At 42.0% G+C, this 18,803-nt stretch carries 17 protein-coding genes; 1 reads left to right on the top strand and 16 read right to left on the bottom strand.

Features of this window, described 5'->3' with window-relative positions; genetic code table 11:
• Positions 1-7: 7 nt before the first annotated feature.
• The 4 genes from fabD to MHB71_RS06825 all read right to left on the bottom strand — a co-directional run bounded on the left by fabD (position 8) and on the right by MHB71_RS06825 (position 4,517).
• On the bottom strand, positions 8-1,213 hold the full coding sequence (gene fabD, locus MHB71_RS06840) for an ACP S-malonyltransferase (RefSeq protein WP_340029139.1): 1,206 nt from the start codon (positions 1,211-1,213) through the stop codon (positions 8-10).
• 363 nt (positions 1,214-1,576) lie between these two features.
• The gene (locus tag MHB71_RS06835; RefSeq protein ID WP_340029138.1) at positions 1,577-2,842 is read right to left on the bottom strand and encodes a YncE family protein; all 1,266 of its coding nucleotides are present in this window, start codon (positions 2,840-2,842) and stop codon (positions 1,577-1,579) included.
• 179 nt (positions 2,843-3,021) lie between these two features.
• The gene (locus MHB71_RS06830; protein WP_340029137.1) at positions 3,022-3,879 is read right to left on the bottom strand and encodes a Cof-type HAD-IIB family hydrolase; all 858 of its coding nucleotides are present in this window, start codon (positions 3,877-3,879) and stop codon (positions 3,022-3,024) included.
• A gap of 116 nt (positions 3,880-3,995) precedes the next feature.
• Positions 3,996-4,517 (bottom strand): GNAT family N-acetyltransferase, encoded by a 522-nt coding sequence (locus MHB71_RS06825; RefSeq protein ID WP_340029136.1) that lies wholly within the window; start codon positions 4,515-4,517, stop codon positions 3,996-3,998.
• A 220-nt stretch (positions 4,518-4,737) separates the two neighbouring features.
• Between MHB71_RS06825 and MHB71_RS06820 the strand changes: the two genes are divergently transcribed.
• The gene (locus MHB71_RS06820; RefSeq protein WP_340017726.1) at positions 4,738-5,895 is read left to right on the top strand and encodes a S8 family peptidase; all 1,158 of its coding nucleotides are present in this window, start codon (positions 4,738-4,740) and stop codon (positions 5,893-5,895) included.
• A gap of 123 nt (positions 5,896-6,018) precedes the next feature.
• On the opposite strand, the gene MHB71_RS06815 is transcribed toward MHB71_RS06820, so the two are convergent.
• From MHB71_RS06815 to MHB71_RS06760, 12 genes are all read right to left on the bottom strand, one after another.
• Positions 6,019-6,417, bottom strand: a complete 399-nt coding sequence (locus MHB71_RS06815; RefSeq protein WP_340029135.1) for a RidA family protein — start codon at positions 6,415-6,417, stop codon at positions 6,019-6,021.
• A gap of 314 nt (positions 6,418-6,731) precedes the next feature.
• Positions 6,732-8,174, bottom strand: a complete 1,443-nt coding sequence (locus MHB71_RS06810; protein ID WP_340029134.1) for a 6-phospho-beta-glucosidase — start codon at positions 8,172-8,174, stop codon at positions 6,732-6,734.
• A 34-nt stretch (positions 8,175-8,208) separates the two neighbouring features.
• On the bottom strand, positions 8,209-10,122 hold the full coding sequence (locus MHB71_RS06805; protein WP_100527334.1) for a beta-glucoside-specific PTS transporter subunit IIABC: 1,914 nt from the start codon (positions 10,120-10,122) through the stop codon (positions 8,209-8,211).
• A gap of 445 nt (positions 10,123-10,567) precedes the next feature.
• A complete protein-coding gene (locus tag MHB71_RS06800) occupies positions 10,568-12,505 on the bottom strand; it encodes a beta-glucoside-specific PTS transporter subunit IIABC (protein ID WP_340029133.1) in 1,938 nt (645 codons plus the stop codon).
• Positions 12,506-12,673: 168 nt separating this feature from the next.
• Positions 12,674-13,513, bottom strand: coding sequence for a PRD domain-containing protein (locus MHB71_RS06795; RefSeq protein ID WP_036613486.1), 840 nt, complete (start codon positions 13,511-13,513; stop codon positions 12,674-12,676).
• Between the two features lie 249 nt (positions 13,514-13,762).
• Positions 13,763-14,335: a hypothetical protein gene (locus MHB71_RS06790; protein WP_340029132.1), complete on the bottom strand. Its 573-nt coding sequence runs from the start codon at positions 14,333-14,335 to the stop codon at positions 13,763-13,765.
• On the bottom strand, positions 14,274-15,257 hold the full coding sequence (locus tag MHB71_RS06785) for a hypothetical protein (RefSeq protein ID WP_340029131.1): 984 nt from the start codon (positions 15,255-15,257) through the stop codon (positions 14,274-14,276). Before MHB71_RS06785 ends, MHB71_RS06790 begins: the two co-directional genes overlap by 62 nt.
• Positions 15,258-15,460: 203 nt before the next feature.
• Positions 15,461-15,745 carry a hypothetical protein gene (locus MHB71_RS06780; protein WP_340029130.1) on the bottom strand — a complete coding sequence of 95 codons (285 nt, stop codon included), beginning with the start codon at positions 15,743-15,745 and terminating at the stop codon, positions 15,461-15,463.
• 57 nt (positions 15,746-15,802) lie between these two features.
• A complete protein-coding gene (locus MHB71_RS06775; RefSeq protein ID WP_340029129.1) occupies positions 15,803-16,363 on the bottom strand; it encodes an AAA family ATPase in 561 nt (186 codons plus the stop codon).
• Positions 16,364-16,528: 165 nt separating this feature from the next.
• Positions 16,529-17,617 (bottom strand): acyltransferase, encoded by a 1,089-nt coding sequence (locus MHB71_RS06770; protein ID WP_340029128.1) that lies wholly within the window; start codon positions 17,615-17,617, stop codon positions 16,529-16,531.
• A gap of 140 nt (positions 17,618-17,757) precedes the next feature.
• Positions 17,758-18,297 carry a GNAT family N-acetyltransferase gene (locus MHB71_RS06765; protein ID WP_340029127.1) on the bottom strand — a complete coding sequence of 180 codons (540 nt, stop codon included), beginning with the start codon at positions 18,295-18,297 and terminating at the stop codon, positions 17,758-17,760.
• The gene (locus MHB71_RS06760; RefSeq protein WP_340029126.1) at positions 18,263-18,745 is read right to left on the bottom strand and encodes a putative immunity protein; all 483 of its coding nucleotides are present in this window, start codon (positions 18,743-18,745) and stop codon (positions 18,263-18,265) included. Before MHB71_RS06760 ends, MHB71_RS06765 begins: the two co-directional genes overlap by 35 nt.
• Positions 18,746-18,803: the final 58 nt, after the last annotated feature.

Genomic DNA, 18,803 nt, shown 5'->3' with positions numbered 1-18,803 from the left:
TCGAGTACTAGATTGCATCAATCAACGCGGTTCCATCCAATGGAATATTTTTTGCTATAATAATGGAATGACATACCTGTAGAGCATCATTTATCTCTTCTTCACTAAGTTCATATTCATTGTTGTTTACTTGTTCCTTTGCCCGTTGTAATTGGTGAAACAATGGCTCAACCGTTTGGGTATAGGATATTGAATCTGTATTATAATTCCTTGAAATGAGTGCGGTTACTATTAGTTCTGATAACAACTTTTTACGAATCGTTAACCGCTTATTTTTCCTTTCTTGTGTATTTGTAAGCATTAGTAAATCAGAAGGCTGACTTAGCGAGTACGGTACAATACGCTTCGTTATTTTACTCATAAGACTAACTAACACATGTTTAGAACCCAACTCTATAACTTCAGTGACTCCCTGTTTAATCAAATAGTTCATCGACTCTAACCATCTTACAGGCATCGTCATCTGCATGTTTAAATAATCCACGACAGATCGATCAGACTCATAGGGTGCTGCTGTAACGTTGGAAATAACCGGGTATTTTGCATGGGCATATTGATATTGATCCAATTCAACTTTGAATTGTTCTGCTGCGGTTTGCATCATGGGAGAATGATAGGGACCACTTACATTGATATACGAATGTTTCGTTCTCAGGGCTTCTGTCCTTTTAATAATTTCTTGTATAGAGTGCCGATGTCCCGAAATGACAAACTGCTGGTCAGCGTTCATACAAGCCACACAAGCAGGGCGCTCGATCGTGGAAACTTGTTCACATATGTTTTGAAGTGTATCTAAATGAATACCTGAAATGGCGGCCATGGTACCTTTCTGATCCGGGTCTGCATTGTGCATAATGATACCCCGTTGTCTTACCAGTTTAATGGCGTCATGAAATGATAGAACACCTGCGCAGACCAGAGCCGAATATTCTCCCAAACTATGCCCAGCCAAATAAGCGGGTTCCATCCCTATTTCTTGCATATACACCTGATATGCTATGACACTAACAGTCAAAAGTGCAGGCTGAGCATTCATCGTCATTGTCAAATCATCCATGCTACCTTCAAAACATAACTTTCTCAAATCGAAAGAAATGGCATCACTGGCTTCTTCAAATAACTTCTTAGCCACATCGAAGTTATTCCAAAAGTCTCTACCCATCCCAACCATCTGAGAACCTTGCCCAGGAAACAACAGAGCTACATTACTCATCCAGCATCCTCCATGTATCAACTTTATATTTCATGCACTTCAACAAACGAAAACCAATAAATTCCTTGTTTGCAAATTTATAATAAACTTTCATTAGGAGTTATGCAATAACAAAGTCAAAAGGAGGGGCATCTATTTCTATTAACGGAAAAAAATTCGTGCTTCTTTTTTGGCTCCTTAATGCAAATAGACACCCCCATTGAGGAGATGCCTGTTCCATTCTGATCTGATCATTTAAGACTCACGATTCTCCTTACCTGGAATCCTAACTTGGCATACAGAATTTTCTTTGTTCATGGTGATCAGCTGCTCCATTAAGTCTGATGCCGTTGTAACTTCTTTCATCCGAATCCCCTCACCTTTCTACGGATTTACACCTACTGCGAACGGACGTGCCCCCACCGGAATAGTAGCAATCACCGTATTTGTTTCGCCATCGATCACAGAAATGGTATTGTCATCTTGATTGCTTATATAAACTCGATTAGTTAACGGATTGGCGCCCGCTCCGTTTGGATTATTCCCGACCGGAACAGTAGTAATCACGGTATTTGTTAATCCACTAATTACTGAAACATTATCCGTGTCTCGATTGGGTACGTAAATGGCGTTTGTGGAGGTATTAACCGCTACTTCAGCTGGCGTAACGCCGACCGGAATGGTATCAATGACGGTATTCGTCAATCCATCAATAACGGAAACCGTATTACTGGTTAAATTCGATACATAAATACGGTTGGTGGCTAGATTGACACCTACACGGAATGGATTGACCTGAACGGGGATTGTAGCAATCACCGTATTCGTTTCTCCATCGACCACAGACACCGTATCAGAATTAAAATTAGCTGCATAGATGCGATTGGTTAAGGAATTGACACCTACTCCAGTTAAAAAATTGAGCCCCGGAATAGTGATCGCATCAATCACCGTGTTAGTTAATCCATCAATGACGGTTATATCTTCAGTTGTGTCCAATGAATTAAAATTTGCCGTATAAATAGCATTGGTCGCTATATCGACCCCTACGTCACTTGGCTCGCTCCCAACCGGAACAGAAGCAATCACTGCGTTGGTTATACTATTAATGACGGAAATGGTATTACTGCTTCTGTTCGCAACATAAATACGACTCGTTAATGGATTGACATCAATCCCTGCAGGATTCGTCCCCACAGGAATGGTAGCAATCACCGTATTCGTAGCGCCATTAATGACGGAAACATCGTTACTATTAAAATTGGCTACATATATGCGGTTGACTGACGTATTATCCCCCTCTATTTCAAGTTCGGAAGAAACTAATCGATGTGCAGCAACAAGCTGGCCGGTTTCATTTTTGCCCCACACGGAAATCTCTGTCTGCTCTATAGCTACACCTTCAACTGTAAAAACAAATTCAAATGCATCAAGATTGGCAAAATAAGTTCTTGTCACTACCTGATCCGGATCAATTGAAATCTGTTCGCTGACATATAAAGTCCTCGTAGAGGTCAGATTATACCCTTGTACCAAAACAACGGATCCATCCAGAGAATTTCTGTTATCAATTTTAACGGTAACTTGTTGTGTTGGCCGTACATCACTGACGGCATTATTCTCGATAGGTCCGGTTGATAGAATGGCCATTTCGATTCTCTCCTTCACTTAGATGTTATGGTTTGATTAGAACCCTTTTGTAAAAATATAAATTGATCTGTTTAAACCAAAAAAAGACCCTGCAATAATATATGCAGGGTCTATAATAAGGTTTGGGACAAAGGGTGTACGTATTAACCGTTTTGATCTCTCTCACCTTGTCTTCTTTATCAAGTGATCAATCCATACTTCACAAAACTATGATACAATCCATCTTCCTCGACTGTTCCAGTAATATCATCTGCAATGGCTTTCAGACCTGGCTTTGCATTACCCATGGCAATTCCGATGTTACAAAATTCCAACATCTCGGCATCATTCATGCCATCACCGATGGCAAATGTATCTTCTTGGGACATGCCCAGATGCTTCAGCAGATCGGCGATCGCAATGGCTTTATGAATGCCAGGGATCATCAGTTCACCACTCCCTTCACCAAAGATCGGCACAGTGCACTGAATGACTTCGAATTTCCCTTCAAACTCTTGCTTGATCCGCTCAAACGGGATGGCTGAGCTCTCCAAGAAACATACTTTGTTCACATCATCCTTGTACAGGTCGGCCTCACCATACGTTAATCCGGCAATAAACGGGTGCGGCTTTAGCTCCTTCTTCTCTCTGGCTACAGGGTCATTCTCCACATCACCATAGATACGGCGTTCCAGGTGAGGTTGAAGATTGCTACTCGCATACAATGCCGAATTGGATTCAAGGTAAAAGTCAATGCCGTTTTCATTGAAAAAATCGACCATATGTCGAACATCTTCCGCTGTTACCCTTTTGTGATATAACACGTCCTTGCCAAACTCCACATAACCCCCACCTGCACCAATCAGACCATCGAATCCGACATCCCAGATGGAATCATAAATTTCTGCTTTGGATCGGCCTGTACATAAATAGAGCAGATGTCCGTTCTCTCTGGCCTGTTTACAAGCCTTCTGTGCTGACAACGGAATACTTCCGTCATCGTCGACCAATGTGCCATCAATATCAATAAAAACAATTTTTCGCTTCATTTCTTGCATCTTCTTATGCCCCCATCATGTATCTCGTATATGTCTATGTTGTTGTATACAAGAGTTATAGTATCATCAATCAATTTTTCCAAAATGTGGTCAGAATTTCGGTTCTGTTACAATGGTTACTTACATGCCAACTTGTCCATATGTACGGTTTGCCAATCATCATCCTGCTCAGCAATAACCGTAAACCCTTGGCGTTTCCAGAAATCTACGGCTCCTGCCAAGAAGCGATGTGTATGCAAATACAGCGTCGTATAGTGCATATCCTTTACCACGTTCTCCAATTCGTTCATCAACATCGAGCCAATGCCAAACCTACGATACGCGGGATCTACATAACACTTTACTATTTCGGCAGCCGATCGAGCTGCATATCGACCTTCCACAGCTTCGATACGTCCATCATATGGTAATACCCCAATAGAACCGACGATGCCCGCATCCTCCATCATTGCAACAAGAAAGATCGAACCATCGGAGTCCAGATAATGTTCTCTAAACTGCTCGAAGTCTACAGGCAATTTCGTATGTTCCATCATCGGAAACACTTCTCTGCGTACACGCATGGCAAAATCAATGGCATCATGAATCTGGTGTGACTGAACTGGTGTGACTGTCGGTATACTCTGAAGTTGTGTCAATAAAACCACATTCCTTATCCTCTGTATTAGGAGCTACCTCTCGGCCCTGCCTTAAATCTTGTTCATGCCAAAGCGGCTCTCTTCCTACCATCTTACCGAATTTATCCCTTCCTATCAATCTATCTACACTACTATCCAAATTGCAAGAGTGCCCGCGCAGTCTGATAGAGTTCGCATACGATAAGGCGTGTCACAAATCATATTGGAGGGATAAACGCTCATGTGGTTATGGTTAGGTGTTTTTGCTTTCATTTTGCTAGTAATCGGGTTCGTGTATCGTTATCTGGACCAACTTGCCGAGAGCAAGTTTCATCCTCACGCTCCCAAGCAGCTCTTCGTCAAATTCAAGGAAGGTACAACCGAGGATGAGATGCACACCCTTCACAAAAAAGGGAGATGTAAGGTCGCTGAGACCTATGAAGATTTAGGATGGTACCGTGTGGAATCCCGCAAAAAAATGCACAGAATTCTGAAACATTACAAAGATCATGAGCTTATTGAACATGCAGAGCCGAATTACCTCGTTGAGGCATCCTTCACTCCCAATGACCCTTTCTTTCCTTATCAGTATAACCTGTCCAAAATCAATGCACCCGCTGCATGGGATATTTCGCAGAGTAACAGCTCTGTCAAAATCGCCATTATCGATACCGGCGTACAGCTGAATCATCCAGAATTGGCCTCCAAGCTCCTCCCCGGTTATGATTATGTTGATTATGATAACATCCCTGAGGACGGGAACGGCCACGGCACCCATGTAGCCGGGATCGCTGCCTCCGTTACAAACAATGGAGTGGGTATCGCAGGCGCTGCACCACTCGCATCCATCGTTCCGCTCCGGGTGCTGGATAACAACGGGCAAGGAACGATAGGTAATGTCGGTAACGGGCTTGTCTTTGCTGCCAATAACGGTGTACAGGTTGTTAACCTGAGCCTTGGTGGGCCGATGGGAAATGCTTTCCTTCAAGCTGCCGTACAGTATGCTTGGAATCGAGGAGCTGTGATTATTGCTGCAGCCGGTAACGACAACACTTCATTCCCAATCGTACCCGCCTCGTATCCCAACGTGATTGCTGTCGCTTCAACCAATCCCTCCGATCTCAAATCCAATTTCTCCAACTATGGTTCCTGGGTGGATATGGCTGCACCGGGTGATACCATTCTATCCACATACCTGGGTGGTTCCTATGCCTACCTTAGCGGGACATCCATGGCTGCCCCTCATGTGGCTGGAGTGGCTGCACTTCTCGCTGCACAAGGGAAAACAAATGCTCAAATTCGGGATGCGCTGTGTTTCGCTTCTGATCCGGTATCAGGCTCCGGGATCTACTGGACATATGGTCGACTGAATGCTTATCAGAGCTTGCAGGTGACATAATACATCCACCTACTATCGCTCATGATTGCACACAGGGCATATCCTTTCCATTTTTCACAAATAAAAAACGAAGGGGCATCTGTAAGTAAGATGCTCCTTCGTTTAGTTAAAAAGTATTCGATGTTATACTTTTGCTGCCCAAAGCTCTATTTCAATTTTAATCTCTGGTAGACCTAACGCCGTAATATATCCAATCGTCATTGCAGGATAATCCGTACTAAATAATTGTCCCCACTCGGCATATAAGAAATCCCAATCGATTTCCTCGGTTGCCCATACGTTCACTTTGATAATATGTTCAGCATCTAAGCGCTCAAATTCGAGCACTGTTTTAATATTATTAAATGTATTCGTGACTTGCTCATTCAGACTCTCTGGAAAGAGTCCATTATGATCTGCTCCAATTTGACCCGAAGTCACAAATAATTCTGCATTCCTCGGGATTCTTGTAATATGCGTGTACTGACCTACAGGAGCTGGCATATTTTCTGGATTTGTTCTAGTAATTTTGTCAATATTCATCTGGATTACCTCATCATTCTTAAGATTTTTCTGCGTTATTTCCTAGTTTTCCTCCGATTTTGGGCAGACTTCACCCTTGGAATAGATTCTAGAAAAAGACAGCAGTGGAGTATCCATATCCCGAAGATATAAACGCAAGTGATTTTTTCTTCATGAGTGGATGCTCCTCCCTTCTTAAGTGACAAGATTCTCTTAATCTCTTTATTATATCTGAAAGCCACATCATGGGTCAAATTCATCCCCTCATAAACAAAGAGCAATCCCGTAATAACGAGACTGCTCTTTGTCTATTCTATAGCGCCGGAGACCTTGTATCAGAAATATTGTGCGCCATTACTCGCAATGACATCTTTGTACCAGTGAAAACTCTTCTTTTTCACTCTGCGAAGTGTGCCCGTGCCATCATTATTTCGGTCTACATAGATATAGCCATAACGTTTCTTCATCTCTCCGGTACCCGCACTGACCAGGTCAATCGGTCCCCAGCTTGTGTAACCTATGAGCTCTACACCGTCTTGAATCGCTTCAGCTATTTCGGCAAAATGACTATTCAAATATTCGATGCGATAGTCATCTTCAACGGAGTCATTGTCTAACAACACATCGGTTGCACCAAGTCCATTTTCTACGATAAACAAAGGTTTGCCATAGCGGTCATGCAGTTGATTAAGCGTAATTCGAAGCCCCTTAGGATCAATGGTCCACCCCCACTCGGAAGCTTGCAGATAAGGGTTCTTCACCGAACCAAATACATTGCCTTCTGTCGAATCTTTCAAAATCTCAGGGTCTGTACTGGTGCACCGGCTTGCATAATAGCTAAAACCGATATAATCGACCGTGTTCTGCATCAAGATCTCTGCGTCTTCCGGTTGCATGTCAATCCAAATGTCATTTTCCCTGAAAAATCTTTTTGTATAACCTGGATATGCTCCCTTCGACTGCACGTCGATGAAGAAGAATGACTCGCGATCTTTCTCCATGGCTTTCCATACATCATCCGGATTAGAGCTGTATGGATACACCATTCCAGCGGCTAACATACATCCAATCTGTGCATCCGGAATGATCTCATGACAAGCCTTAACAGCAAGTGCACTCGCTACCAATTCATGATGTGCTGCCTGATACAGAATCTGATCTTTGTTTTCACCATCCTGAAGGACAATGCCCGCTCCAATATACGGAAGATGCAGCAACATGTTGATCTCGTTAAACGTCATCCAGTATTTCACTTTATTCTTATATCGATTGAACAAAGTCGTCGCATATTTCTCAAAGAAACCAATCATCTTACGATTCTTCCAACCGCCGTAAGTTTCGACCAGATGTACAGGTACATCGAAATGGCAGATCGTCACGACAGGTTCAATGTTGTATTTTAATAACTCATCAAAGACATCATCATAAAATTGCAAGCCTGCTTCGTTTGGCTCCGCTTCATCACCATTAGGGAAAATCCGTGCCCAGGCAATGGAAAGCCTGAGGCACTTAAATCCCATTTCTGCAAATAACGCAATATCTTCCTTATATCGATGATAGAAGTCAATGGCTTCATGTGAAGGATAGAATTCCCCTGTTTTTGGTTCATACGAATCCAGGTTACCCAGAGCTATATTCCATCGATTGGCACCAGTCGGAATGAGATCTACCGTTGTTAAACCTTTGCCACCTTCCAGATAAGCACCTTCCAATTGGTTCGCTGCGGTTGCTCCTCCCCAGAGAAAATTCTCCGGGAAGGCTGTAAACTTTTCATTCATTGAGGAGTTCCTCCTTAACCATCCTTAGTTTCAATTAGCTTAATACCGTGATCAATTTATCTTTCTCATGAACGGATGCATCTTTTGTTCCTACAACGTCCAGATAATTTGAAGTATTAGTCACAATGATCGGTGTAACCGTCTCATACCCTGCATCCTTAATCGCTTGCAGATCAAACTCAACTATCAGGTCACCTGCGTTAACACGGTCTCCATCTTTCACATGAGTTGTAAAATGTTGACCTTTCAGCTTTACCGTATCCTGTCCAATATGGATCAGCATCTCTACACCATCATCGCTTACAAGACCAATAGCGTGTTTGGTACGATATACGGTTTGAACGACACCTGTGATCGGAGATACCACTCTACCACTGGTTGGACGAATTGCAATCCCTTTACCCATGTGCTCTCCTGCAAACGTTACGTCATTAATTTCGTTCAGTGCAACAACTTCACCAGCCATTGGGCTGACGATTTCGTATCTGCTGTTCGGATTTGGATCAAGTACTGGTGCTGGAGCTGGTGTAGCTTCCACTTTGTCTTTGAATCCAACCACGTATGTCAGAATAAAACCAAGGATGAACGCGATACCACATGCAACCAGAGCCATATAGAATCCGGAATCAACGCCTGTTGCCTTATTAATGAAGCTTGGGAAACCGAACACACCCAGTCCACCAAAGATGTATAATTTTGAACCGGCCAATCCCAAGATACCGCCACCGATACCACCTGCAATACAGCTCATGATAAACGGTTTTTTCAGTGGAAGTGTCAGACCGTAAATTGCTGGCTCGGTTACACCGAAGATCCCAGAGATGAAGGCCGGAATACCTAAAGATTTCAATTTCGTATTTTTGGTTTTCAGTATAACCGCAAGTACAGCACCGATTTGGGCAAAGGAGGCAGCGAAAGACATGGCAATTACCGGATCAGCCCCAGAAGTACTCAAGTTAAGAAGCATGACTGGCACGAGTCCCCAGTGGAGCCCAAACAGTACAAACACTTGCCACAAACCACCGATAATCAAACCTGTAACAACTGGACTTAAATCGTAGATGCCTGTTGCTCCTGCACCAATCAACTGTCCTGCCCAAGTCGATACTGGACCAATCAGAATGAATGTTGCCGGAACGATAACGAGCAAAGTAAAGAATGGAACAAGGAACGTGCTAACAACTTTAGGAATAATATTTTTAAAGAATCTTTCAATTTTAACAGCGAAGAATGTAGCAATAATGATTGGAATAACCGATGTTGAATAACTCATCAGAATAACTGGAATACCAAGGAACGTAATGTGAATCGGTGATTCAATTAATGTACCCGCAAACAGGGTGTACAATGGATCTCCAGCAGTCAGGCCGGACAGCGTAGGATAAACTAATGAAGCACCTATCGCCATACCAAGGAACGGTGAACCGCCAAATTTTTTGATTGCCGTGTAACCAAGGAAGATCGGGAAGAAGTAGAACAGACAGTCACCCGTTGCATTCAACAGTTGGTACGTTCCAGAAGTGTCTGTAATCCATCCAAAGGATAAAAACATGGCTGTGAAACCTTTGATCATACCTGTGGCAGCCAGCAAACCGAGTAGTGGTGTGAACACACCGGAGATCATGTCGATAAATCGGCTGAACAACCCTACTTTTTTGCCTGAGTTATCCGTTTCCTCTTCAACTTGTCCTTCACTTGGGAAATTCCCTACTTTAACAACTGCTTTATATACATCCGGCACTTCGTTGCCGATAACAACTTGATATTGTCCACCACTTTGCATGACGGTAATAACACCTGGCAGATTTTTAAGTTCTTCCGTTTTGGCTACGCTTTCATTTTTCAGTTTAAACCGCAGTCTTGTTACGCAATGGAATACACTGTTTACGTTCTCGCGACCACCTACACGTGACAGAATGTCCTTAGCCAATTGATCGTAGTTGCTCATTGTAATTCTCCCTCTCTAAGTAGACTCCCCATGACTTTTGAAACAAATAAAACCTGAACCACTGAACATACACAACATACCGGATCGTCCGGAAATCAGTCGTGTTATTCAGCAATTCAGGTTTTGCCCTTAACGGTTGCAACCCTGTAAGGCTGTACACATTGGTATTTAATTATTTGGATAACGAAGTGGTTGCATTCCATATCCTCTGAACTGAGGATGGTCGGCATTGCCTGATTGAACAGTTACAATCCGATTAATGTATGCGCTTACTTCTTAAATTCATCATAGTACATCTGAACTACGTTTGCAACACTTATTTTTATTAATTTCACAAATACATTGGAGTGACCGAAAATGAAAAAAAAAGAGACCAATTCGAAAACATCAAAGTGGTCTCTATATAGCTAATGTTCAGATTAATAAAATACGCATTAAAGCAGAATTAACCTATAACCGTAACCAATTTATCCTTTTCTTGCACTTCACGACTTGTTGTAGCAACCACGTCCAAATAATCAGCCGTATTAGTTACAATAATCGGTGTTACGGTCTCATAACCCGCCTCAATAATGGCCTGCAGATCAAATTCAACGATCAGATCGCCAACATTCACACGATCCCCATCTTTCACATGTGCAGTGAAATGTTGACCTTTGAGCTGTACCGTATCCTGACCGATATGGATCAGAATCTCTACACCTTGATCATCTACAAGTCCAATTGCATGTTTGGTACGGTAAATCGTCTGTACCACACCATTAATCGGGGATACAACTCTCCCACTGGTTGGGCGAATAGCAATCCCTTTACCCATATGTTCACCAGCAAATGTAGCATCATTAATTTCTTGCAAAGGAACTACCTCACCTGTCATCGGGCTGGCAATTTCGTAGCGATTGTTGGGATTAGGCTCAAGTGCAGCCTTCTCTTCTTTTACTGGCTCTGGAGCCTGTTTGGCAGCCTCTGGATTAGCAGGATCTTTGAATCCTACAAAATAAACGAGAACAAAACCTAGTACAAAAGCAATGATAGTGGCAATCATGGCCATCCAGAATTCATAGTTGATCCCCTCTGTGGGACTAATCAGCGCTGGAACACCAAAGATTCCTGAAGCAAATACAAATATTTTGGAGCCTGCAAATCCAATAATACCCCCAGCGGTTGCAGAAGCAATACAACTCATAATAAATGGTTTTTTCAATGGCAAAGTAAGTCCATAAATAGCAGGCTCAGTTACACCAAAAATCCCGGACACAAAGGCAGGAACACCCAGTGATTTGAGTTTGGTATTTTTCGTTTTAAGCATAACGCCAAGAACGGCACCAATCTGAGCAAAGGAAGCAGCAAACATCATCGCCAGAATCGGATCTGCTTTCAGTGTGGACAGATTAAGCAGCATGATTGGTACGATACCCCAGTGTAACCCGAAGATCACCAACACTTGCCACAATCCACCAACAACAATACCGGTTACCAACGGACTCAAGTCATAGATGCCCGATACCCCGGCACCAATCAGTTGACTTGCCCATGTCGCGATTGGACCAATCAAGAGGAATGTTACAGGGACAACGATCAGAATTGTAAAGAATGGCGTGAGGAACGTTCTCACAACAGAAGGAATGATCTTTTTGAAGAACGCTTCTACCTTTGCTCCAAAATAAGCAGCAATAATAATTGGAATGACGGATGAGGAATAACTCATCAAGATAACGGGAATACCCAGGAACGTGATATGAATCGGTGATTCAAACAATGTGCCTGCAAACAGCGTATAGAGCGGTTCCCCGCCACTAAGACCTGATAAGGTCGGATATACAAGTGATGCTCCGATGGCCATCCCGAGGAATGGAGATCCACCGAATTTTTTCATAGCTGTGTAACCCAGGAAGATTGGGAAGAAGTAGAACAGACAGTCACCTGCAGCATTCAACAATTGATATGTTCCTGAAGACGGTTCCAACCATTCGAGAGAAGTAAACATGGACAGGAAACCTTTGATCATCCCTGTTGCAGCAAGCAATCCGAGAATTGGTGTAAATACACCTGAGATCAAGTCGATAAACTGACCCAAGAGACTCTCTTTTTTACCGGAAGATTCTGAATCATCACTTGAGACCGGTTCATCCGCATTCATATTACCCACCTGTAACAAGGCTTTATACACATCAGACACTTCGTTACCCACAACGACCTGGTATTGCCCCCCACTCTGCATTACTGTTATGACTCCAGGCAGATTTTTGAGTTCGTCTGTTTTGGCATTATTGTCATTTTTTAATTTGAAACGAAGTCTGGTCGCGCAGTGCACCACGCTGTTAATGTTCTGTTTTCCACCAACACCAGATAGAATATCCTTGGCTAATTGCTCGTGTTTCATGAAGTTGTTTTCTTCCTTTCTGGCTAGACACGGATTCAAAGCATATTGGAGAGAATAAAAAAACCTGAACATCTGAATGTATGGAACATCCGGTTAACGGTATGTTCAGTCATTCAAGCGTTCAGGTTTTGCCCTAGTGGTTGCAACCCTGCAAGCTGATCTATGGGATTATTCAGAAGTTGCATTCACAACTCTCTCAATATGAATCGTTAAGTACATCAATTCTTCGTCAGTTAGTTGATACGTGTAGTTGCTTTCAATGAATTTCTTGATTTTCTCCGAGCACTTGTGCGCTGCTGGATACTTTTTCTGAATCATCAGGAACAGTTCATCATCGTTGTTGCTCTTGTAATGTTTTCCCTTCACCAAACGTTGGGCGAAAAACTTCAAATGCGTCACAAAGCGATAAAATGTCAGTGAGTTCTCATCAAAATCAATCTTGAAATGATACTTGATGATTGTCAAGATTTCTTGCATGACCTGCGTCATACTCTTGATGTTGGGCATTTCCTCGTTCAAAGCTGCATTGACAAAGTGAAGTGCCATAAAACCGGCTTCGTCCTCGGGCAAGATCACACCAAACTGATCACAGATCATATTGAGCGCTTCCATTCCGACTTCATATTCCTCTTTGTATAACTGCTTTGTCTCCCAGATTAAACCGTTGCGTATGGGCAGATTCTTGCGATACCGCTCAATGGCAAAGTGAATATGGTCTGTGAGATGTAAGTAAATGCTCTCATTTAATTTCTTGCCAAGTTTTAATTTGGCGTAAGCGATGATTTCCTCGGATACTTTCATGTATTCCAGAGGAATGCTTGAGATTAATGCCTTGAAGTTTTCCTGAATATCTTCATTCTGTAAAGTAAATATCTTGTCGATATGCTGCTCGGAAACCATATCACCCGCCCGCTTCTGATAAGCAATCCCACGGCCAATGATAATAACTTCCTGTTCGTCATTCATTGCAACTACAGCATTATTGTTCAGCACCTTCTCGATTTTCACTTTATCACTCCAATATACAGAAAAAGACAAACCAATCCCTTTTCTCAAGGTATACGGCTTTGCCTGATTCAACAGTTACAACCCGATATGTTGTACGCGCTTCCCTCATAATATTACAAATTTCTACACAGTGCAACAAAAAGTTAAGTTTGAATTAAGAGTATTCTGCAATTTTAAGCAATAAAGCATACATTGGCATCTTGAATTAAGTTCTCTGTTGAGATTACTTTAATAAAATATTTAACTCATTTATAAAAACTCATCTTCTTCATCTAAGTCTTTCTCGTTATTTTTTATTTTTCTAAACGTTGTCATACTCTTAGGTAGAAGCGCTCTACCCTTTGGGGTTAATTTTAAAGATCTACTTAAAAACTTTGACTCTACCATATCTTTTAAGCGAGCCCTATCTGAATCCCGTAGCTCCTCTGCACGTGGATGGACTTTTTCAAACTTATCGTTTGGATCTTCGCTAAACCAATAATAATCCTGTGGTGTAACTCCGTTTGTTTTTTTTGCAATCTCCCAAGGATCGTAATATTCTAATCCTAAATTCTCAAGAAGTTTATCTCCTCCTTCTCTCTCAAAAGGGAACACTCGCTCGCTTATCCAGTGCTCAACTTGCTTAATAGTTGGACGATGTTCTTTCTTAGGCTTCAAATTTTTTGAATCATAGTCTAATGGAAATAACCCCAGAGGGTATCCTAAACTTGAAGGAATACTCTCAGCTGAATCATGAACTGGGTGATAAGTAACTAACCCATTACGTTCTAAAAAAGTCCCTATTATGGTGTCTTTGTAACGTATATAATACTTTTTCGACATGAGTAATCCCCCTCTTCACTACCTGTTTCATTATTTCAATCCTCTCATTCTCAAGCACCCCTTGAAAGCTGTCAATCTTGTCAAAAAAAAGTTGTGAATCTTTACTAATCTCCAAACCTGCGGCGGAGTGCAAATGAACAAGTCCTAAAGCTCCCAGTAAGCTTCCAAAGGGTTTTCCCCTCACGTAACCACAAACATCCATCTCATCTTCACGTATTGCCTCAATTGGATGTTCTGCCAAAAGACTCAAGCTATGATCATAAAGCGGTGCAGGTCTAACAAGACCGTCTTGATCTTTTATAAATCCGAAATTCTGATGATGACGATCTGTATTATGCACAATATAATCAAACATTATCATTTGATCAATAGCTTTTCGACCCATAAAATCGTGAGCTTTACAAATATCTTCGTGTAAATCAGGTCCTTCTAGGTCATTACCATGCAGTGCTCGACAGCTATACAATTGCTCGCCAGCATCAAGAAAAGATTGGGATACAGATGCCAAAACTTTTCCTGCCATCCTTAATGATTTATTAAAACTTAAACCTTTAGGGACATCTGTTACATCAATAAATTCCTGTTCCTCCGACAAAAAAAGATTCATATCAACTATAGCCAGTATATAAGGAGCAACATCAAAACCTAGTTCAGATCCAATATCAGAAGCGATATGCTCTGCTATAGGTTCATTATTGCTAAAATATGTACCACCGTGATGCTTTCCTGTTTTAACAAATAATTCGCCTAATTTACCGTGTATCACTGTAAATTTCGAATAAACACCTCCTGAACCATAAGCTCCATTATCAACAGTTTGAATCCGACTTTTTGGAACAAATAAATCCCAAATCCCGAATTTTTCAAGATCCCAGTCCCCAATTATAGTCTGTTTTCTAAAAAACACTTTTTCTTTTTTCATGAAGCCCACCTCGATTAACCATTTAGAGTAGTATTATTTTATGGTTTCAATTCCTACTTATGAAACAATCTAAGAATATAATATAACATTTAGCTGCTATTGCTTAATCAATTAAATTGCAATTACATAATGAGTTTGATGTAAAACTAATAGTCGTTATCAAAAAAACAATGTCATATTATTTTACTTACACTGACTAGAGCCTACTTCTCCAGTTCCGCTTCAATTTTTCGATTAATCATGTCCATTTCTTCTGAATCCAAACGATCGACTTGAGTGTATTCTTTATCCAACTCGTACTCTTGCGCCTCGCCTTTGTTCATTAACCCCAGATGATTCTTGATATCCCGGATATCATCACGCATATGCATCGTCTGGCGGTATTGGTCTACAACAAGTGCAAAAATAATACCCCCGGCCACTATTGGACCAAATGGAATCAGATAACATAAAACAAGTCCTATGAGCAAAAATATAACAAAGTACATGATGTAATGCCCCTCTCATATAAAGTATCTACTCTGCTAAGATAAACGTTTCATAGATTACAAATTAAATCGTTCCTGAATTAACTTTGCCACCTCATCCGGGCTCTTGTGTGTGTTCTCAATCCTTATGTAGTGCTCATGTGTGATTTCCCCCGGTTCCGAGTTCAATCGATATTTCTTCATCGTATCAAGCAAATCTCGCTCAGACCAGGCGATGTCTCGCTTTGTTGGCTTATGTAACAGGCGATGCGGACTTTTATTGCGCTCCAATCTTTCCGATGGATCAGCCTCCAGTTCCACATAACAGACCTGTCCTCCATTAGATTCGAATAACTCGCTGATCTGACGGATGTACTCTCCGTCTTTCGCCAAATCAAACGCCCATACAAAAGTAAAAATCAGACCCGGCAAATCACTCTTCGCCACTTCTTCAAAAATCTCCTGACGGAACAGACTCACCAGTCTTTTGCCTTGTGGTGTACCATAGCTGAAATAAGGAGACACCAATTCAATGGTCATATGGTTATGAAACAATTTAAGCTTTGTTATCTTCTCCAGTTCTTGCCCAACCGTCATTTTGCCCACAGCCTGCGGACCAAAAATAATCACTAATTTCATTTGATCACTCCTGACAAGGTAGTGTTCATTCCATTAATTCAATTTTATGGACATTAAACTCTATAATACCTTCTTTAGGGCAAATAAAAAAGAGGTTTCAAGTGATTCCCTCAACGCGTGAGGGCTTGAAAACTCTTATCTTTAATTAAATATATTTATTTTAACTTAACGTCCAATCAGTACCCATCCCCACTTCATCCGCCGCAATCCCATCGCGCAGATCCATGAGATCAGGAGCGCCACAATATAAGATAGTATGATGCCTACGCTGAAGTGCCGAGCCAGTTCATCTGTGAATTCACGTCTCCAGAAGAGCAGTACGAGTGGATGCATTAAAAATACACCGAACGCAACTGTACCCAAGGAGTCCAGAATACGCGTAGCTTTACGAACCTCGGTATGTTTTCCTGTGCCGATTCGTTCACTAAAGATCAGTAGGAGCAGGCAAGCTGACAAGGTAAACAGATTTCGGAACAGGAACAGCACGGTATAGGTAATAAGCGGGTATGCAGCAAAAGCGGTTTTGATATAAGCATTACCATATATAAAGATGGCACCTCCACCTAACAACGCAGCTATGAGCATATAACGGTGAGTATACAGTTTGTTCAATGCCCACTCAAAGTTCAACCCAACCCATGCGCCAAATCCAATCACGATCAGATAACTGGGTAACAAACTTCCTGTCCGTTCGAAGTGAAACTGCAAATGTAGTGCATAGAAGATCGCTTGGCCCGCAATAAAGAATAATGGCAAATAACGATTAAACAAACGATGGCGTGTAAGGGACAGAAGCCACGGAAAAACGATATAGAATTGAAGAATAATCAGAAAAAAGTACAAGTGCGTATGAGCGGTTCCCATCACTAATTGTTTGGCAAATTGAACACTATGGGTCAAAGGTTCTTTGCCCGCAAGCAACTGTTTAATGACAAAATAGATAAGGGACCACACCACATAGGGAACAAATACATTAAATAAACGCTTCTTATAAAAAGCGAGCATCCAACCTTTCTCATTCACCTTGGAGCTGTAGTTGTAGAACAAGACCAGGGATGACAGGAACAGAAACGCTGGAACGGCAAATTGCAAAAACGTGTTCCAGAAGTAATACACATCATGATCTAATGTATGCTTGGGGTAATGCGCAACTGCTGTTGAAGTTGCATGAATAGCTACCACTGCCATGATGGCAAAAGCACGAAAGAGATCCAGATACTCAATTCGCCGGGGCCGATTAACCGGTTGATTCATAAAGATAACCTCACTTGTGCCTGATATGGGATGATAGTTTCCGGCCGCAATCCAGATTCTATGCTTCATTTTAATCAGCACACGAGGGTAATACAATCATAATCCATATTATTTTCGTTTTATTTCATCATTATTCTGCATTATTCGACATTATCTATCCAGAATCGTTCAACAACGTTGCCATTGGACTCCACATAGTCTTCATCCCGAATGCCACCATTTCGAAGGATAACCCTTCTGGAAGGCTCATTAACCGCATCACATACGACCAATACTTTAGTGATTCCAAGCTCTCTCGTTTTCTCCAAAGAAAGCCTGAGAATTTCGGAACCATAGCCATTGTGCCGCTCTCCTGGACGAATACCATATCCAATATGTCCTCCACTGTTGAACAATTTATCATTAAGCTCATGCCTTATATTCACAGCACCCACGATTTGTTGACTCTCCGTGACCAGCCAATATGTACTGTCTTTGACCCAGCCCTCCGGGATGTCGATCCCTTGTTCATTACGCTGCAAAAATGCCAACATCTCATCGAAGACATAAGGATCTTTGGAAATGACCCAAGGAACCATCAATTCTCCACTTCTGACCCAGTCTTCATAAAATGCCAAATACGCATCCTTATAGGCTTTTGATGGTTTAATTAATCTCACGTGTTCTTTCCCCATGATCATTACATCCTCCCAACAGATATTGATATTGCCACGTTCTCTCTTCCAAGACACGACGTTCTTTTTCTTCCATCAAAGAGTCATAAAAGATAGCTTTCACTGCATAGGTTGCGGCATGTACCGCATGGCCTTTGACATGGGCCGTTGCAGCTGCGTGTCCCGCCGCACGAGATGCAGCAGAGGCAGCGACATGATCGACTTCCCGTGCAGCAGCATGAGCTGCAAAAGCCGCCTTTCGTGCATCAACCATGGCAATCTCTCCACGGATCCAACCTCTTCCTGCATCAATGGCATCACGGGCGCGAAGATCCTCCGTCTTCTTCTCAAATATATACAAGACACGTGCCGCACACTCCGCAGCCCAACAGGCCAATGTATGGTGATCCTGTTGCTTAGCCAAATCCTCTATTTCACTACGTAAAGGTGCATCTTTGAATGCAGGTTTTGCCATGGTCATGCTCCTTTCATTGTTCAAATACTACAAATTCACTCTCAGACAAGTTCGAAAA

It is taken from the genome of Paenibacillus sp. FSL H7-0940 (assembly GCF_037979415.1).
GTDB classification, from domain to species: Bacteria; Bacillota; Bacilli; order Paenibacillales; family Paenibacillaceae; genus Paenibacillus; species Paenibacillus amylolyticus.
The sequence above is the reverse complement of the archived record's forward strand: the minus strand, read 5'-3'. Positions and strand labels throughout refer to the sequence as shown.

Coding starts and splice junctions, on each gene's coding strand:
- fabD (WP_340029139.1), bottom strand. CDS start 1,213: ATGAGTAATGTAGCTCTGTTGTTTCCTGGGCAAGGTTCTCAGATGGTT.
- MHB71_RS06835 (WP_340029138.1), bottom strand. CDS start 2,842: ATGGCCATTCTATCAACCGGACCTATCGAGAATAATGCCGTCAGTGAT.
- MHB71_RS06830 (WP_340029137.1), bottom strand. CDS start 3,879: ATGCAAGAAATGAAGCGAAAAATTGTTTTTATTGATATTGATGGCACA.
- MHB71_RS06820 (WP_340017726.1), top strand. CDS start 4,738: ATGTGGTTATGGTTAGGTGTTTTTGCTTTCATTTTGCTAGTAATCGGG.
- MHB71_RS06815 (WP_340029135.1), bottom strand. CDS start 6,417: ATGAATATTGACAAAATTACTAGAACAAATCCAGAAAATATGCCAGCT.
- MHB71_RS06810 (WP_340029134.1), bottom strand. CDS start 8,174: ATGAATGAAAAGTTTACAGCCTTCCCGGAGAATTTTCTCTGGGGAGGA.
- MHB71_RS06805 (WP_100527334.1), bottom strand. CDS start 10,122: ATGAGCAACTACGATCAATTGGCTAAGGACATTCTGTCACGTGTAGGT.
- MHB71_RS06800 (WP_340029133.1), bottom strand. CDS start 12,505: ATGAAACACGAGCAATTAGCCAAGGATATTCTATCTGGTGTTGGTGGA.
- MHB71_RS06790 (WP_340029132.1), bottom strand. CDS start 14,335: ATGTCGAAAAAGTATTATATACGTTACAAAGACACCATAATAGGGACT.
- MHB71_RS06785 (WP_340029131.1), bottom strand. CDS start 15,257: ATGAAAAAAGAAAAAGTGTTTTTTAGAAAACAGACTATAATTGGGGAC.
- MHB71_RS06780 (WP_340029130.1), bottom strand. CDS start 15,745: ATGTACTTTGTTATATTTTTGCTCATAGGACTTGTTTTATGTTATCTG.
- MHB71_RS06775 (WP_340029129.1), bottom strand. CDS start 16,363: ATGAAATTAGTGATTATTTTTGGTCCGCAGGCTGTGGGCAAAATGACG.
- MHB71_RS06770 (WP_340029128.1), bottom strand. CDS start 17,617: ATGAATCAACCGGTTAATCGGCCCCGGCGAATTGAGTATCTGGATCTC.
- MHB71_RS06765 (WP_340029127.1), bottom strand. CDS start 18,297: ATGATCATGGGGAAAGAACACGTGAGATTAATTAAACCATCAAAAGCC.
- MHB71_RS06760 (WP_340029126.1), bottom strand. CDS start 18,745: ATGGCAAAACCTGCATTCAAAGATGCACCTTTACGTAGTGAAATAGAG.